20 protein-coding genes, 1 pseudogene and 1 riboswitch are annotated in these 15,766 nt (G+C 63.5%); of the genes and pseudogenes, 14 read left to right on the top strand and 7 right to left on the bottom strand.

The features are described from left to right. The 6 genes and pseudogenes from DBR00_RS21015 to DBR00_RS09630 form a co-directional block, all read left to right on the top strand. A pseudogene (locus tag DBR00_RS21015) lies at positions 1–228 on the top strand (DUF3450 family protein); the annotation flags it as partial. Next, entirely contained in the window at positions 225–1,571 is a 1,347-nt protein-coding gene (locus DBR00_RS09650; protein ID WP_108489683.1) for a MotA/TolQ/ExbB proton channel family protein, read from the top strand. The pseudogene DBR00_RS21015 and the gene DBR00_RS09650, both read left to right, overlap by 4 nt. Next, positions 1,564–2,112, top strand: coding sequence for a MotA/TolQ/ExbB proton channel family protein (locus tag DBR00_RS09645; protein ID WP_090255763.1), 549 nt, complete (start codon positions 1,564–1,566; stop codon positions 2,110–2,112). Before DBR00_RS09650 ends, DBR00_RS09645 begins: the two co-directional genes overlap by 8 nt. Positions 2,113–2,122: 10 nt before the next feature. Next, a complete protein-coding gene (locus DBR00_RS09640) occupies positions 2,123–2,533 on the top strand; it encodes a biopolymer transporter ExbD (protein WP_108489682.1) in 411 nt (136 codons plus the stop codon). Next, on the top strand, positions 2,533–3,231 hold the full coding sequence (locus DBR00_RS09635) for an energy transducer TonB (RefSeq protein WP_108489681.1): 699 nt from the start codon (positions 2,533–2,535) through the stop codon (positions 3,229–3,231). The genes DBR00_RS09640 and DBR00_RS09635 overlap by 1 nt, the downstream gene beginning before the upstream one ends. A 1-nt stretch (position 3,232) precedes the next feature. Beyond that, positions 3,233–4,330, top strand: coding sequence for a hypothetical protein (locus DBR00_RS09630; RefSeq protein ID WP_108489680.1), 1,098 nt, complete (start codon positions 3,233–3,235; stop codon positions 4,328–4,330). Positions 4,331–4,409: 79 nt separating this feature from the next. Here DBR00_RS09630 and DBR00_RS09625 read toward each other — a convergent pair whose 3' ends face one another. From DBR00_RS09625 to DBR00_RS09610, 4 genes are all read right to left on the bottom strand, one after another. Beyond that, the gene (locus tag DBR00_RS09625; protein WP_108489679.1) at positions 4,410–4,931 is read right to left on the bottom strand and encodes a DUF3299 domain-containing protein; all 522 of its coding nucleotides are present in this window, start codon (positions 4,929–4,931) and stop codon (positions 4,410–4,412) included. Positions 4,932–4,941: 10 nt separating this feature from the next. Further along, positions 4,942–6,207: an ABC transporter permease gene (locus tag DBR00_RS09620; RefSeq protein WP_108489678.1), complete on the bottom strand. Its 1,266-nt coding sequence runs from the start codon at positions 6,205–6,207 to the stop codon at positions 4,942–4,944. Positions 6,208–6,352: 145 nt separating this feature from the next. Then, positions 6,353–7,063: an ABC transporter ATP-binding protein gene (locus tag DBR00_RS09615; RefSeq protein WP_108489677.1), complete on the bottom strand. Its 711-nt coding sequence runs from the start codon at positions 7,061–7,063 to the stop codon at positions 6,353–6,355. A 48-nt stretch (positions 7,064–7,111) separates the two neighbouring features. Then, positions 7,112–7,708, bottom strand: coding sequence for a DUF2796 domain-containing protein (locus DBR00_RS09610; RefSeq protein ID WP_108489676.1), 597 nt, complete (start codon positions 7,706–7,708; stop codon positions 7,112–7,114). Between the two features lie 126 nt (positions 7,709–7,834). On the opposite strand from DBR00_RS09610, the gene DBR00_RS09605 reads away from it, so the two are divergent. Continuing rightward, positions 7,835–8,173 (top strand): hypothetical protein, encoded by a 339-nt coding sequence (locus DBR00_RS09605; RefSeq protein WP_108489684.1) that lies wholly within the window; start codon positions 7,835–7,837, stop codon positions 8,171–8,173. 105 nt (positions 8,174–8,278) lie between these two features. On the opposite strand, the gene trxA is transcribed toward DBR00_RS09605, so the two are convergent. The 3 genes from trxA to DBR00_RS09590 form a co-directional block, all read right to left on the bottom strand. After that, positions 8,279–9,151, bottom strand: coding sequence for a thioredoxin (gene trxA, locus DBR00_RS09600; protein ID WP_108489675.1), 873 nt, complete (start codon positions 9,149–9,151; stop codon positions 8,279–8,281). A 71-nt stretch (positions 9,152–9,222) separates the two neighbouring features. After that, positions 9,223–9,879 carry a methyltransferase gene (locus DBR00_RS09595; RefSeq protein WP_108489674.1) on the bottom strand — a complete coding sequence of 219 codons (657 nt, stop codon included), beginning with the start codon at positions 9,877–9,879 and terminating at the stop codon, positions 9,223–9,225. Then, entirely contained in the window at positions 9,876–10,331 is a 456-nt protein-coding gene (locus DBR00_RS09590; protein WP_108489673.1) for a YbaY family lipoprotein, read from the bottom strand. The genes DBR00_RS09595 and DBR00_RS09590 overlap by 4 nt, the downstream gene beginning before the upstream one ends. A gap of 116 nt (positions 10,332–10,447) precedes the next feature. On the opposite strand from DBR00_RS09590, the gene nrdR reads away from it, so the two are divergent. From nrdR to DBR00_RS21010, 7 genes are all read left to right on the top strand, one after another. After that, positions 10,448–10,912: a transcriptional regulator NrdR gene (gene nrdR / locus DBR00_RS09585; protein ID WP_090255738.1), complete on the top strand. Its 465-nt coding sequence runs from the start codon at positions 10,448–10,450 to the stop codon at positions 10,910–10,912. Next, positions 10,912–12,030 carry a bifunctional diaminohydroxyphosphoribosylaminopyrimidine deaminase/5-amino-6-(5-phosphoribosylamino)uracil reductase RibD gene (gene ribD / locus DBR00_RS09580; protein ID WP_108489672.1) on the top strand — a complete coding sequence of 373 codons (1,119 nt, stop codon included), beginning with the start codon at positions 10,912–10,914 and terminating at the stop codon, positions 12,028–12,030. The genes nrdR and ribD overlap by 1 nt, the downstream gene beginning before the upstream one ends. Before the next feature lie 83 nt (positions 12,031–12,113). After that, positions 12,114–12,265: riboswitch (FMN riboswitch) on the top strand. Between the two features lie 126 nt (positions 12,266–12,391). After that, positions 12,392–13,054, top strand: a complete 663-nt coding sequence (locus DBR00_RS09575) for a riboflavin synthase (protein ID WP_108489671.1) — start codon at positions 12,392–12,394, stop codon at positions 13,052–13,054. An 11-nt stretch (positions 13,055–13,065) separates the two neighbouring features. Next, complete coding sequence (gene ribBA / locus DBR00_RS09570; protein ID WP_108489670.1) at positions 13,066–14,145, top strand: bifunctional 3,4-dihydroxy-2-butanone-4-phosphate synthase/GTP cyclohydrolase II; 1,080 nt, start codon at positions 13,066–13,068, stop codon at positions 14,143–14,145. Between the two features lie 181 nt (positions 14,146–14,326). Further along, on the top strand, positions 14,327–14,803 hold the full coding sequence (ribE, locus tag DBR00_RS09565) for a 6,7-dimethyl-8-ribityllumazine synthase (protein ID WP_108489669.1): 477 nt from the start codon (positions 14,327–14,329) through the stop codon (positions 14,801–14,803). Further along, entirely contained in the window at positions 14,800–15,288 is a 489-nt protein-coding gene (nusB, locus tag DBR00_RS09560; RefSeq protein WP_108489668.1) for a transcription antitermination factor NusB, read from the top strand. Before ribE ends, nusB begins: the two co-directional genes overlap by 4 nt. A gap of 15 nt (positions 15,289–15,303) precedes the next feature. Further along, on the top strand, positions 15,304–15,766 hold a 463-nt coding region (locus tag DBR00_RS21010; protein WP_371920642.1), incomplete at its 3' end, for an AIR synthase related protein.

Here is a 15,766-nt window from a genome sequence, read left to right as displayed (position 1 = left end):
ACGTCGCGCAGCGTCGAGTTCCTTCGTCTGGGTCGCGTGATGCTGTATTTCCAGACCCTCGATGGCCATGAAAGTGGCTGGTGGAACCCGCAAACCCGCCGCTGGCAGCTGCTCGACGGCAGCGCCCGTCGTCCATTACGTCAGGCCATTGCGATTGCCCGCCAGGAGCAGGCTCCGGCCGTGCTTGACCTGCCCGTGAAGACCCTGGCGCTGGAGGCCAAGCCATGAATCGTTGCGCTCTCGCTTTTATCCTGGGCCTGCTGCCCGCCCTGGCTGGCGCTGCCGAACCGCTGAGCCCGGATCAACTGCTGCAGCGTATTCGCAGTGAGCGCGCGGCTGAAGTCAGCGCCATGCAAAGCCGCGAGCAGGCCTTTATTGCCGAGCGCGGCGAGCGTGCCCAACTGTTGGCCATTGCGCGCAGCGCCCTGGCCACACAGAAGGCCGAAGCCGAGCGACTGAAGGCTGAATTTGACCGCCAGGAAGCCGAATTGGCCGAACAGGAGAAACGCCTGAGCCAGCGTGCCGGCCACCTCGGCGAGTTGTTTGGTGTGATCCGGCAGAGCGCCGGTGATGTCGCCGGGCAATGGCAGGACAGCCTGCTCAATGCCCAGTACCCCGAGCGCCAGGCGCGTCTCAAAGCGCTGGCCGAAAGCCGCACGCTGCCCTCGGCAGCCGACCTCGATGACTACTGGATGCTGCTGCTCGAAGACCTCACCGCCAGCGGCCGGGTCGAGCGGCTGCAACTGCCGGTAGTGGCTGCCGACGGCACGCGTAATCCGCAGGATGTGCTGCGGGTCGGCGCGTTCTCCGCCTACGCTGCCGATGCCTTCCTGCGTTATGACGCCGATGCCGGCGAGCTTTTGGCACCGCCACGTCAGCCGTCTGGTTTAGGCCAGGTTGCGGATTATCTGGACAGCGATGCAGCGGTAGCCAGCCTGCCAATAGACCCAAGCCGTGGCACCTTGCTGGCGCAGTTACAGCGTGAGCCAGGCTTCTGGGATCGCCTGCAGCAAGGTGGCCTGGTGGGCTGGGTGATTGTTGCGCTGGGGATCTTCGGTCTGCTGCTGGCAGCCTGGCGGATGATTTACCTGGCCCGCGTCGCCCGCAGCGTCAGTGCGCAGATGCATGACCTGAGTGCGCCGCGTGCCGACAACCCGCTGGGGCGGATCATCGGCGTGCTGGGGCCGAAGCCGCAGCTGGCGGATCTGGAAACCCTGGAGCTGAAGCTTGACGAGGCGATCCTGCAGGAGACCCCGCCGCTGGAAACAGGCCAAGGCCTGCTCAAGTTACTGTGTGCCGTGGCGCCGCTGCTCGGTCTGCTCGGCACCGTGACCGGCATGATCGTCACCTTCCAGGCGATCACCCAGGGCGGTGGCGGTGATTCACGATTGATGGCTGATGGCATTTCGCAAGCGCTGGTGACCACGGTGCAGGGCCTGGTGGTAGCGATTCCGCTGTTGTTCCTGCACACCCTGCTGGCCAGCCGCAGCAAAAGTCTGATTCAGCTGCTGGAGCAGCAAAGTGCCGGGCTTATTGCCCTGCACCTGTCCGGGGTACCACGCCGTGACTGATTGGCTGGCACTGTGGCTGCGCCTGGTCGACAGCAGCCATGCCCTGCTCGATTTCATGAGCGCCGGTGGGCTGGCGATGTGGGCGCTGGCGGGCCTTTGCGTGGTGTTCTGGACTCTGGTGTTTGAGCGCTTCTGGTACATGCGCCGGGTGTTCCCGCAGTGGGTTGCCGAGCGCCGTCAGGCCTGGCAGCAGGTGCTGAGCGACGACACCGGCAACTGGCAGCGCGCGGTGCGCAGTGCCTGGTTGGCGCAGGCGCAGCAGCACCTGCTGGGCCCGCTGCGCCTGAGCAAGACCCTGGTGGCGATGTACCCGCTGCTGGGCTTGCTTGGCACGGTCAGCGGCATGGTCGCGGTGTTCGACGTGCTGGCCATCAACGGCACCGGTAACCCGCGTGGCATGGCGGCCGGGGTCTGGCAGGCGACTCTGCCGACCATGGCCGGCATGGTCTTGGCGATTAGTGGATTATTCAGCCTGGCGCGCCTCGAACGCGATGCACGCCGGGCTCTAGAGCGGCTGGCTGACCAGCTGCGTCACGACTGAGATTCGACACATGAGAATGCGCCGTCACCACCAGCAAGACGAAGACACCGGCATCGACCTGACGCCGATGCTCGACGTGGTTTTCATCATGCTGATCTTCTTTATCGTCACCAGCTCCTTTATCAAGGAAGCCGGCGTCGACGTGCAGCGGCCCCAGGCGGAAACCGCCAGCCCGCAGGAAAAAGGCAATATCCTCATCGCCATCACCGCCGATGGGCAGGTGTGGATGGACAAGAAAGTGGTCGATGTGCGCAGCGTGCGAGCCCATGTCGAGCGCATGCGCGTCGACCAGCCGGACGGTGCCGTGGTGGTTCAGGCCGATCAGGACGCGCGTACCGGCCTGGTGGTGCAGGTGATGGACCAGGCGCGCCTGGCCGGTGTGCATGACGTGGCCCTGGCCGCTACGGCGGGAGCGTTTTGATGCGTTTGCCACTGTCCTTTGCTGCGGCCTGTGTGATGGCGCTGGCGCTGTTCGGACTGATGCTTTACATGGTCGCGCCGCCCAGCAGCAAGCCGAGTGAGGAGCCGCTGACGGTGGCCAGTTTCGTCCGTCTTGACGGTGACTCCAGCGACACCGCGACGCGCACCCGCCAGCAGGCACCGCAGCCGCCGCAAGCACAAACGCCGCAAACCCTGACATCGCCGACGCCGATGACGGCCACCCCGAGCGCCAACCTGCCGGCCCTGGATCTGCCGGTGCCGAGCTTGAGCACGGGGATTGCCGTGAACAGCGCGCCGACACCAAGCCTGACGGGGCTGGCAGCGGGTGCCTCCGCGCCAAGCGTGGTGACGCCCGGAGCTCCCGCCCCGAGCGATGCCGGTGGTCAGCCCAGCGGCCCGGAAAGTGAAGTGATGCCGCTCAACGATGTCAGCCCGGAATACCCGCGCTACGCCCTGCAGCGCAGCATCGAGGGGCATGTGAAGCTGGCGTTCACCATCAACCGCGCCGGTGCTGTCGAAAACGTGCGCGTTATCGAAGCCAGCCCGCAGAACGTGTTTGAACGCGAAGCGCGCCGCGCTGCCGTGCGCTGGCGCTTTGCACCGCGTACCGAGAGTGGTTTGGCGGTGGCCCGTGAAGCGGTGAAAACCCTGTACTTCCGTTTGGAAGGAGGTCGCTGATATGTATCGTTTACTGTTGCTGATCGCGCTGTGTGGCGCTGGTGCCGCGCAGGCGGCTGGGCAAAGTGTTGATCCGGGCGTGTTTCGCGCGCTGGATACCGCGCAGACTGCGCAGAAGAAGGGTGACTACGCAGCTGCGCGCCGCGCTCTGGATGCTGCCAAGGGCACGTCGGGCAGCCTGGAAGAAGCGCTGCTGTGGCGCAGCCGCGGTTATCTGGCCTGGGCCGAAGGGCAGAATGCCCAGGCCATCGAACTGCTGGAAAAGGTACTGAAGAGCGGCAAGCTGGACGCCGAGCTGCAGGCCGCTGAAGAGCTGAACCTGGCCCGCCTCAACCTGGTCGAGCGCCGCTACGCCCAGGTGGTGAGCTTGCTCGCACCGGGCCAGGCCAACGCCAATGAAGAGGTGCTGCAGGTGCTGGTACAGGCCTATCAGGGCCTCGGTCAGCCGGCCAAGGCGCTGCCGTTGGCCGAGCGTTATGTGCAGGCTAATCCGCAGGCCGCCGATAGCTGGTTGCAGTTTCTCGTCGCAATGAACGCTGATCTGAAGAAGTACGCTGCCGCTGAGCGCTGGCAGCGCCAGTTGCTCGCGCGCCAGCCGAATAATGCCCAGGGCTGGCGCCAACTGGCAGCCCTGCAGCAGCTAAGTGGCCATCAGGACATGTCACTGGCGACCTTGCGCGCGGCGTACCAGAAAGGCCTGCGTTTCAATGAAAGCGAGTTGGACAACCTGGTGCTGCTGGCCGGTGCGGCCGATCAGCCCTGGCAGGGCGCCAAGCTGCTCGCCGGGATGCTCGACCAGGGCCTGTTGCCGCGCACGGCAGCCCGTGAGGAACGGCTGGGGCTGCTCTGGTGGCAAGCCCGCGAGCGTGCTCAGGCCGCTGTGGTGTTCCGTGACCTGGCGCAGCGCTCGGGCATGGCCAAGCACTGGCTGCACCTGGCCCAGCTGGAGCTGGAGCAGGCGCGCTGGCAAGCCGGGCTCGATGCCCTGGCCAAGGCCGAACGAGCCGGTGCCGAACGCAGCAAAGTACGCGCCTGGCGCCAGTGGGCGGAAAGCGAGTTGAGCTATCAGCGTGAAAAACACGTGGCCAGCGCTGGCTAGTCGACTGCCGGTTTGCAGCGTCCAATAAAAAAGCCAGACCGAGGTCTGGCTTTTTCCTGCCTGGTTGCTGCGCTGTGTCTTAGCTATCTGGCAGCTCATAGGCGTAAATCTTCTCGGCTTCCATCTGGTAACCGGCTTCGGCCAGCTCGCTGCTGGTCTGCTCGACCTTGAGTGGGCCTTCGATCCAGAACGGCTGATACAGCGCATCCAGCAGCACACCCAGCTCGCTGGTGACATGGACGATCTGATTCGATGGCGGTGGCGGCACGTGGATGCACGCACCGAAGTACGGCACCAAGAGGAACTCGGTCACCCGGCCTTCATCGGTGACATCCAGCGGCACGATATAGCCCGGCAGTTTTACCGATTGGCCATCCAGTGCCTGCACCACTGGCGCGGCGGGCGACTGCTGCATGGCCGCCGGGCCGGATTCGGCGAGGGCGTCGGCCAGCTGCGAGAGGTCATGAATCGGTGCGGGTTCAGCGACTTGCGGCGGCGCATCGGCGGGGACCATTTCCGACCAGGTCAGCTCGCGCACCTCGGCAGCCGCCAGGGGCAGGGCCAGGGTGAGCAGCAGGGTGGCGAGCAGAGAGCGGTGCATGCAAAAAGCCTCATAAGCGAATCGATAAGCCATCGGCCAGGGATTGGCGGTACGCGCGCCAGGCCGGTACACAGCCCATCAACAGGGCGGCGCTCAGGATAGCGCCGAGCAGCGTCCACTCATAGCGGGTAGGCAAATTCAGCGGCAGGTACAGGCCGTAATTCGCCTGCACATAGCCCTGCGCTCCGGCGATGCCCAGGTACAGCAACAGCAGGCCGAGCAGCACGCCCGCCAGCGCCAGGGCAAAGGCCTCGACGATCAGCAGGCTGGCGATATGCCAGGGCCGCGCGCCGACCGAGCGCAGAATCGCCATCTCGCGGCGGCGCTCGTTAAGGCTGGTGAGAATCGCCGTAAGCATGCCGATCAGCCCCGTCAGCACCACGAACAGCGAAACCACGAACAGCGCCTTCTCGGCGGTGCCCATCAGGCTCCACAGCTCCTGCAGCGCGACGCCGGGGAGGATTGCCAGCAGCGGCTCGCCGCGAAATTCGTTGATCTCGCGTTGCAAGCTGAAGGTGGCGATCTTGCTGTTCAGGCCGAGCATGACGGCGGTGATCTGCTTGGGTTGCAGGTCCATCGCCCGCGCCTGCTCAGCACTGACCTTCGCCGCGCCGCGTGCGGGCATGCCGTTTTGCCAGTCGACATGCAGGGCCTCCATGCCGGCCAGGGAAATATGCAGGGTGCGGTCCACCGGTGTGCCGGTGCGCTTGAGGATGCCGACCACCTTGAACGGTTTGTCGTCATGCTTGACCAGGCTGATGGTGGCCACGCCATGGGCCAGCACCAGCTCCTGATCGAGCTGGTAGTTGAGCGCTTGCGCCACTTCTGCGCCGAGTACAACCTCGAACGGGTCATCGGCAAAGGCGCGGCCGCTGCTCAGCTGCAGCGGTTGGCTGCGGGCATAGCGATAGTGCTCGAAATACGCCGGGCTGGTGCCCATCACCCGGTAGCCACGGTGCGAATCGCCGAGTGAGATCGGGATGGCCCATTTGACCTGACGGTGGTTGGCAAACTGCTCGAAGCTGTCCCAGCGAATATTGTTAGTGGCGTTGCCGATGCGGAATACCGAATACAGCAGCAGGTTAACGCTGCCGGAGCGCGCGCCGACAATCAGGTCGGTGCCGCTGATGGTGTTGGCAAAGCTGGCGCGGGCTTCGGTGCGCACCCGCTCGACGGCGAGCAGCAAACACACCGAGAGGGCGATGGCGAACACCGTCAGCCACGCAGTAAAGCGGCGGTTGCCCAGGCTGGCGAGGGCGAGACGCAGTAGATACATCCTTAAATCTCCGTGAGCAGGCCGTTGAGGAACGTAGGCGAGGCCGCCGAGACAAGGTAAAAACAGGCGAGAAAGCGGAGTTTACTGGTGTAAATGAGCATTTCGAGCCTGTTTTTAACGCCGTATCGGCAATGTAGGTAGTTTCTCAATGGTCTGCGGGGCGGGTGGCTTTGTTCAGCTCAGCGAGCGACAGGCTGCGGTCAAACAGCCGTGCCAGGCTCTGGTCGTGGCTGACAAATAGCAGGCTGGAGCCGGCCTCGCGGCACTCGGCGAACAGCAGCTCGAGAAAGGCTTCGCGGGCATCAGCATCCAACGCCGAGGTGGGCTCGTCGGCGATCACCAGCTCCGGCTGACCGATCAGCGCACGGGCAGCGGCCACGCGCTGCTGCTGGCCGATCGACAGGTCACCGGCGCGGCGCGCTAGCAATTCCGGCTGGTGCAAACCGAGGTGGGCGAGCAGGGCGTTGGTGGCCTTGGCCACGCTGCCATGGCGTTGCACCGCGCGGCTGGCGCGCAGCGTGGAGAAATGACAGGGCAGTTCGACGTTCTCACGCACCGAGAGAAACGGCAGCAGGTTGAACTGCTGGAAAATATAGCCGGTGTGATCGACGCGAAAGCGGTCGCGGGCGCTGGCGGACAGCGTACTCAAGTCCTGCTCAAGCAGCTGGATGCTGCCGCGGTTGGGCTTCTGTACGCCGCCGAGCAAGCCGAGCAGGGTGGTCTTGCCGCTGCCGCTGGGGCCTTTGAGAAACAGGCTTTCGCCGCGTTGCAGGGTGAACGCGTCGATGTCCAGCAGCTCAGGCTGGCCGGGCCAGGCAAAGCCGAGGTTGGACAGGTGGATCAGGGCTGAGCTCATAAAGTAAGCGGCCGGGTTACCCCGGCCGTTCTGCTGCAAAAGGGGTTGTTAGAAACTCAGGGTCGGCTGCGCGGGTGTCAGCTCCAGGCCCTGCTGGCCATTCGGGCCGATCAGTTGTACCTGAATTTTCTCGGTGGCGGGGAAGCGCTTGAACAGTTCGCCGAGGTTAAGTTGTTTCAATGCTTCAGGCTTCTGGCAGTCGAGGCTGTAGTGCACGTGGATATCACTGTGTTCGCTGTCTTTGGCGTGCTCATGGTGGTCGTCGTGCTTGTGCTCTTCGTGCCCATGTTCAGTAAATAGCGGGCTTTCCAGTTCTTGCTTGTTGACGCTGCAGTCGCCTGCGGCCAGGCCGAACAGCGCCTGCGGTTGTTCCAACTGGCTGCGCGCGGCCGCAACCTTGGCTTTGTCGGCAGCGCTCTTGGCGGCATGCTCGAAGCCCACCAGGTTCATCGCCGGGCTTTCCAGTTGCAGTTCCAGCGCTTTGCCATCGAGTACCACGTTGAGTTGCGCGGCGCCGTGCTCATGAGCGTCCAGGCTGCCGTGCTCGGCGTGAGCACGCCCGTGGTCATGTTCATGGCTGTGTTCGGCCGCGAGGGCGGCGAGGGGCAGCAGGGCAAACGGCAGTGCAAGTAGCAGGCGGCGCATGGTGATCTCCGATCAGAGGTTAATGATTGTTACGTTATAACAACTTTGTGGCGCCCGTGACCAGCCTTGCTTGGCGACCTGCACTGGACGTGGGAGCATGGCGGCTGATCAGTTGAGGGTGGAATGATGGTGCGAATTCGTGGGCAGATCGGTGCCTGGCCGGTGGACCTGACGGTTGAGCTGGATGCGCAGGACTGGGCGCAGCTGGCTCAGCACGTGAGCCTTGAGCCGCCCGCTGCGCCGGCTGCGGTTGCCGCGCCAGTGGCCAATGATGCGTTGTGGCAAACCACCCTGGAGTTGCTGCGCCAGGCGGGGCAGATCGACGGGCCGCAGCTGCTCGGGCAATTGGCTGGGCTGGCGGGCGGTGAGGCAGCGGGCAAACGCCTGCTGGTGCGGCTGCGCCATTGCGCACAGGTTCGCGTGGAAACCGGCGTCGATGCGCCGATTTATTACTGGATTGGTTAATGGCGCAGCACGGGGCAGGTTATCGATTACCTGACTTGTCGCGGCTAAAGCCTCTCCCACGAGTACAGCTGGTTCTGTAGGCGGTTTTTAGCCACGATGATCGGGTTAGTAGATCGCCTGATACAGCTTGCGGCGGTAGGTGGTGACCAGCGGGTGGTCATTGCCCAGCAGGTCGAAGACTTGCAGCAGGGTCTTGTGTGGCAGACCGTCGGCGTAGCTGCGGTTGCGGATAAACAGCTTGAGCAGGGCGTCCAGCGCCGGCTCGTAGTGCTGGCGCGCCAGTTGCTGAACGGCCAGCTGGTGGCTCGCCTCATCGTCGTCGGCATTTTGCGCTAAACGGGTTTTCAGGCTGGCCACATCCGGCAGTTCGGCCGCCTGGCGCAGGAAAGTCAGCTGCGCGCGGGCCCCGGCCAGGGCTTGTTTATGTTCATCGCCTTTGACCGCGCCCAGTACCGCTTCGGCTTCGCCCAGTTCACCGCGCTCGGCCAGGCAGCGCGCATACAGAATCAGCGCGGCAGCGTGTTCATTGTTTTCCGTCAGCAGCACCTTAAGCAGGGCTTCGGCATCGGCAAAGCGGCCTTCGCTGAACAGCGCCTGCGCCGCTTCCATCGGGTCGGCCGCGACCGGTGCTGGTTCGGCGACGTGAGGCTTGAGCATTTCGCGAATCGCCGACTCGGGTTGCGCGCCCGCAAAGCCGTCCACCGGCTGGCCGTTCTTGAACAGCACCACGGTCGGTAGGCTGCGGATGCCGAAGCGCGCCACGATGTCCTGCTCGATATCGCAGTTGACCTTGGCCAGCAGCAATTCGCCGTTGTATTCCTCGGTGATCTTCGCCAGCAGCGGCATCAGTGCCTTGCACGGCGCGCACCACTCGGCCCAGAAATCCACCAGCACCGGCTTCTGGAAGGAGTTTTCGATCACCAGCTGTTCAAAGCTGGCGCTGCCTGCGATATCAACGATGTAAGGGGACGTGCTCATGATCGGTCTCGGCGATGCGAAAAGTGGGATGGACTATAAATGCGGGCTGGGTCTGGCGGATACAAGGGCTGCTAGCTGCGTTCGGCGTGGTACAGGCTGACATGACGAAATTCAGCCGGTTCGGCCAGGTCCGGCCAGGTGCAGGCTTCGAGTATGCCTAGGCGCTGGTATAGCGGGTGCTGAAAGTCGCGCACCCGTGAATCTGCCACCAGCGCTTGACGTCCACGACTGAGGAACTGGTCGAGCAGCGGCAGGTTGGCACGGTCGTAGAGCACGTCGGCGACGATAATCAGGTCGAAGCGGTCAGCCTCGGCAAAGAAGTCCGTCGAGTAGCTCAGTTGCACATCGTTGAGTGCCGCGTTGGCCTGGCAGGACGCAATTGCCAATGGATCAAGGTCGCAGGCCACGACTTCCAGCGCGCCGGCTTTGGCTGCAGCAATCGCCGCCACACCTGAGCCCGCACCGAAATCCAGCACGCGCTTGCCGTGCACCCACTCAGGGTGCTGGGCCAGCCAGCGCGCCAGGACCAGGCCGCTGGCCCAGCAGAAGCACCAGTAGGGCGGTTCTTCGAGGATCAGGCGGGTTTCTTCCGGACTGAAGCAGCGGTCCATGTTCGCCGGGTCGATCAGCCACAGTTTGATTGCAGTGCCGGGCAGGGTTTGCGCGCTGAGCTGGGCGTCACCCAGCAGTTCGCTGAGCGCAGCCTGCAGGGCGGCCGGTGCAGTCATGGCGCAGGTACCAGGCGCAACTCCCCGAGGTTCTGGGTTTCGCCGCGGGCAATCGGTTGCGCGGGCAGGCGCAGAATCAGCCGGCCAGCCTGATTGGCGCGGCCATGCAACGCGATACGGCTGTGTTTATTGAAGGTTTCCGGGTTGAACGGCAAGCGAAAGGCCAGCGGGTTACCGGTGCCGCGCAGCTGGATATTACCCAGCAGCGCCTGCGGCCGGCCGCGTTGATCAACCGCCAGCAGAGCCAGCTCGACATCTGCCGCGTTGGGCACATTCAGCAGGCTGCCGCTCAGTTCGCGCTGATGCGCCGGCAGCGGCACCGCTTCAGCCGGGTGCTGCGTCGGTGCGGAAACGGTGGGTTGGACGGGCGCTGGACTGTCGTTGGCGCAGGCTGTCAGCAGGGCGATCAGGCTTGCGAGAATCAGTGGTTGTATCGGCTTGGGGGCTTTCATTGACGGTCTCAACTGCGCTGCTTGGCATGGGCGCCTGTATACCGCAATCCCCTCGGCTTGTCTTGCCTGCGGGATGCGCTACCATGGCTACCTTCGTTCTAAGGCTGGCCTTATTTATGCACTGTCCCTTCTGCGGTGCCAATGACACCAAAGTGATCGACTCGCGCCTGGTTGCCGAGGGCGAGCAGGTGCGTCGTCGGCGTGAATGCCTGGCCTGTGAAGAGCGGTTCACCACCTTTGAAACCGCCGAGTTGGTGATGCCGCGCCTGATCAAACAGGACGGCAGCCGCCAGCCCTTCGATGAAGACAAGCTGCGCGCCGGCATGCAGCGGGCGTTGGAGAAGCGCCCGGTGAGTATCGAGCGCCTCGAGGCCGCGATTGCCCACATCAAGCACAAGCTGCGCGCCACCGGCGAGCGCGAGATCAAGTCCCTGGTGCTGGGTGAGTTGGTCATGGGGGAACTGCAGAAGCTTGATGAAGTCGCCTATATCCGCTTTGCCTCGGTTTACAAACGCTTTCAAGACCTCAACGAGTTCCGTGAGGAAATCGACCGACTGTCCCGCGAGCCTATTAAAGGTTGATGATGAATTCAGATCACGCCTTTATGGCGCGCGCGCTGGAGCTGGCCCGTAAAGGCCTGTACTCCACTCACCCTAATCCGCGCGTGGGCTGCGTGATCGTGCGTGACGGGCGAATCGTCGGCGAAGGCTGGCATGCCCGTGCCGGTGAACCGCATGCTGAAGTGCACGCGCTGCGTCAGGCGGGTGACAAGGCTCGTGGCGCGACGGCCTACGTCACCCTGGAACCCTGCAGCCACCAAGGGCGCACACCACCTTGCGCCGATGCTCTGATCAACGCCGGCATTGCCCGTGTGGTCGCCGCCATGCAAGACCCCAATCCACAAGTCGGTGGTGACGGCTTACTTCGCTTGATGCATGCCGGTATCGCGGTGCAGAGCGGCGTGTTGGAAACCGAGGCGCGGGCGCTGAATGCCGGGTTTATCAAACGTATGGAGCAGGGCCTGCCCTTTGTCCGGGTCAAGCTGGCGATGAGCCTGGATGGGCGTACCGCGATGGCCAGCGGCGAAAGTCAGTGGATCACCGGGCCCGCCGCGCGTGCTGCCGTACAGCGGTTGCGGGCCCGCGCCAGTGTGGTACTGACCGGTGCCGATACGGTGCTGGCCGATGATGCCCGGCTCACCGTGCGACCCGACGAGCTGGGCCTTGGCGCGGAATTGAGCGCGCTGGCGCAGGCGCGGCCGCCATTACGGGTGCTGGTCGATGGCCGCCTGCGTGTGCCGCTCAGCGTGCCGTTTTTTCAGGCTGGCGCAGCATTGGTGGCGACCTGTGCAGCGGCCTCGGCGCGTGATCGCTATCTGGACGATGGGCACGAACTATTGGCGGTGCCGGGCAGTAACGGCCATGTTGACCTGCGCAAGCTACTGATCGACCTGGCGGCGCGTGGCGCCAATGAAGTCCTGGTCGAGGCAGGTCCACGCCTGGCCGGCGCATTCGCTCGGCTGGGGTTGGTGGATGAGTACCAGTTGTTTGTCGCCCCCAAGCTGCTTGGCTCCAGCGCGCGACCGTTGTTGGACCTGCCGCTGGCGCGCATGGCTGACGCCCCGGCGTTGAAGATTGTCGAAATGCGTGCTGTCGGTGATGACTGGCGCATCATCGCGGTGCCACAGCCAGCCGTTTGATGGGTGGTTATTCATCGTATCGTTTGCCGATGCAGGGCATCGGCAATGTGTGGTAAAACGCGTCTCGGCTGCGCAAGCGGTCGCAACGTTCTCAGGGCGGGGTGTAATTCCCCACCGGCGGTAATGGCTGCAAGGCCTAGCCCGCGAGCGCTCGTACGGCATCTGCCCGGCGAGGTCAGCAGACCCGGTGTGATTCCGGGGCCGACGGTATAGTCCGGATAAAGAGAGAGCGGGATTGCCTCCATGGGCGCTATGCGCCTGTCTGCAAAATCCCTATCGATCGGCATTGCCCTGTTTTTAATCAAAACAGGAGTTCGTCCATGCTGTTCAGCATCATCTTCAATGTGAAACCGGAGGGCATATGTTCACCGGCATAATCGAATCCATCGGTAGCATTCGCGCCATGACCCCCAAAGGCGGTGATGTGCGTGTCTACGTGGCCACGGGCAAGCTTGATCTTGGCGATGTCAAACTGGGCGACAGCATCGCCGTTAATGGTGTCTGCCTGACCGCTGTAGAGCTGCCCGGCGACGGCTTCTGGGCCGACGTCAGTCGCGAGACGCTGGCACGTACCGCCTTTGTCGACCTCAAGCCCGGTAGCGCGGTGAACCTGGAGAAAGCCCTGACGCCCACCAGCCGCCTCGGTGGGCACCTGGTCAGTGGTCACGTCGATGGCGTTGGTGAGATCGTCTCACGCGCCGATAACGCCCGCGCCGTGCAATTCAAGGTGCGCGCCCCGCGCGAGCTGGCCAAGTACATCGCGCACAAAGGCTCTATCACTGTCGATGGCACCAGCCTGACCGTCAATTCAGTCGATGGTGCCGAGTTCGAGCTGACCATCGTGCCGCACACGCTGGCCGAAACCATCATGGTCAACTACCAGGCCGGGCGTAAGGTCAATCTTGAAGTTGACCTGCTGGCGCGTTACCTCGAGCGCCTGCTGCTTGGCGACAAGGCTGCCGAGCCCAAGGCCTCAGGGCTGACCGAAAGTTTTCTTGCCGAACACGGCTACCTGAATAATTGAGGAGACGCCCGATGGCGCTCAATACCGCTGAAGAACTTATTGAAGACATCCGCGCCGGCAAGATGGTCATCCTCATGGATGACGAAGACCGCGAGAACGAAGGCGATATCATCATCGCCTCGGAATGTGTGACCGCTGAGCACATCAACTTCATGGCGCGCTTCGCCCGCGGCCTGATCTGCATGCCGATGACCCGCGAGCGCTGCGAGCTGCTCAACCTGCCGCTCATGGCACCGCGTAATGGCTCCGGCTTCGGCACCAAATTCACCGTCTCTATCGAGGCGGCCGAAGGCGTGACCACCGGCATTTCCGCCGCTGACCGCGCGCGGACCGTACAGGCTGCCGTGGCACGCAATGCAGTGGCGGCGGATATTGTCAGCCCGGGCCACATTTTCCCGCTGATGGCCCAGGCGGGCGGTGTCCTGGCGCGTGCCGGTCATACCGAAGCCGCCTGCGACCTGGCGCGCATGGGCGGCTTCGAACCGAGCGGTGTGATCTGCGAGATCATGAACGACGACGGCACCATGGCCCGTCGTCCGGAGCTGGAGAAGTTTGCCGAAGAGCACGGTCTGAAGATCGGCACCATCGCCGACCTGATCCACTACCGCCTGATTCACGAGCGCACGGTCGAGCGTGTCAGTGAGCAACCGCTGGACACCGAACTGGGGCAGTTCAACCTGGTGACTTACCGCGACGGCGTGGAAAACACGGCGCACATGGCTCTGACGCTGGGCACGGTGTGTGCCGAAGAGCCGACGCTGGTACGGGTGCATAACATGGACCCGTTGCGCGATCTGTTCCTGGTCAATCAGCCGGGCCGCTGGAGCCTGCGCGCGGCCATGGCCGAGGTGGCCAAGGCTGGCAGTGGTGTGGTGCTGCTGCTCGGCAATCCACTGACCGGGCCGGAGCTGCTGGCGCTGTTGGGCCGTCAGCAGCCTGCCAGCCCTGCGACTTACAGCACGGTGGGGGCCGGTTCGCAGATTCTGCGCGACCTCGGGGTGCGCAAGATGCGCCTGATGAGTGCGCCGATGAAGTTCAACGCGATATCCGGTTTCGACCTGGAAGTTGTAGAATACCTGCCCGCTGAATAACGACCGCTGCGTGATTGCGCGTGGGCAGCCTGTATGGCAACAGGTTCGGCTTGCTTGTTTACTTCGGTAAACCCGCGCCGCGCCTGCCTTGCTCTGGTTGTCCTGCGCTGGCCACGCGCTGTTCCGTTGGGCTATACATTTTTTGCCCTCTGGCTCTTTAACGCTATATGAGATTTGTTTTATGACCCTGAAGACCATCGAAGGTACGTTCATCGCTCCCAAGGGCCGTTTTGCCCTGGTTGTCGGCCGTTTTAACAGCTTTGTTGTCGAGAGCCTGGTCAGCGGTGCCGTTGATGCCCTGGTGCGTCATGGCGTGAGCGAGAGCAACATCACCATCATTCGTGCGCCGGGCGCGTTCGAGATCCCGCTGGTGGCGCAGAAAGTTGCGCAGCGCAGCGAGTACGACGCGATCATCGCCCTCGGCGCGGTGATCCGTGGCGGCACCCCGCATTTTGAATACGTGGCGGGTGAGTGCACCAAAGGCCTGGCTCAGGTGTCCATGGAGTTCGGCGTGCCGGTTGCCTTCGGCGTACTGACCGTAGATTCCATCGAACAAGCCATTGAGCGTTCCGGCACCAAGGCCGGTAACAAGGGTGCTGAAGCTGCACTGTCGGCCCTGGAAATGGTCAGCCTGCTGGCGCAGTTGGAGGCCAAGTGAGCCAGAACGACAGCGCCGGGCAACCGCCGAAAGGCCCGAAAGCCCCCAGCACCAAGACCCTCGCGCGCCGTCAGGCGCGATCCCTGGCCATGCAGGCGCTGTATTCCTGGCACATGGCGGGGCAGTCGTTGAACGAAATCGAAGCGCAGTTCCGCGTCGATAACGACTTCAGCACAGTCGATGGTGCTTATTTCCACGAAATTCTGCATGGCGTGCCACGGCAGAAGCCAGAAATTGATGGTGCGTTCGAGTCGCTGCTTGACCGTCCATTGGAGGAGATCGACCCGGTCGAGTTGTCGATCCTGCGTCTGTCGACCTACGAGCTGAAGAACCGTATCGATATCCCCTATCGTGTGGTGATCAACGAAGGCATCGAACTGGCCAAGGTGTTTGGTGCAACTGACGGGCATAAATTCGTCAATGGTGTGCTGGACAAGCTGGCTCCGCGTTTGCGCGCGGATGAAGTTCGCGCCAACAAGCGTTGATCGGGCTTGCCTGTCTTGGGTGAGTTTGAGCTGATCCGTCACTACTTCGCCGCTGCGTCCTGTGCGCAGGCTGGCGAAGGTGTGGCATTGGGCATCGGCGATGACTGTGCCTTGCTGACGCTGCAGCCGGGCGAGCAGCTGGCGATTTCCACCGACACGCTGGTGGCCGGGGTGCATTTTCCCAAGGCAGCCGACCCCTTCCTGCTGGGCCAGCGCGCCCTGGGTGTTTCTGTCAGTGATCTGGCGGCCATGGGCGCGACGCCGCTTGGCTTTACCCTGGCGTTGACCTTGCCTCATGCGGCCGTCAGCTGGCTGGAAGGCTTTGCCCGTGGCCTGGACCAGATGGCCCAGTGCTGTGCCATTCGCCTCATCGGCGGTGACACCACCCGCGGGCCGCTGAGCCTTACTCTGACGGTTTTTGGACGTGTGCCCAGCGGCATGGCGCTGACCCGCAAGGGCGCACAGGCGGGTGATCTGC

It is taken from the genome of Pseudomonas sp. HMWF032 (genome assembly GCF_003060885.1).
GTDB lineage: Bacteria > Pseudomonadota > Gammaproteobacteria > Pseudomonadales > Pseudomonadaceae > Aquipseudomonas.
Note: the sequence above shows the minus strand (reverse complement) of the source record. Positions and strands in the feature narration are given on the sequence as shown.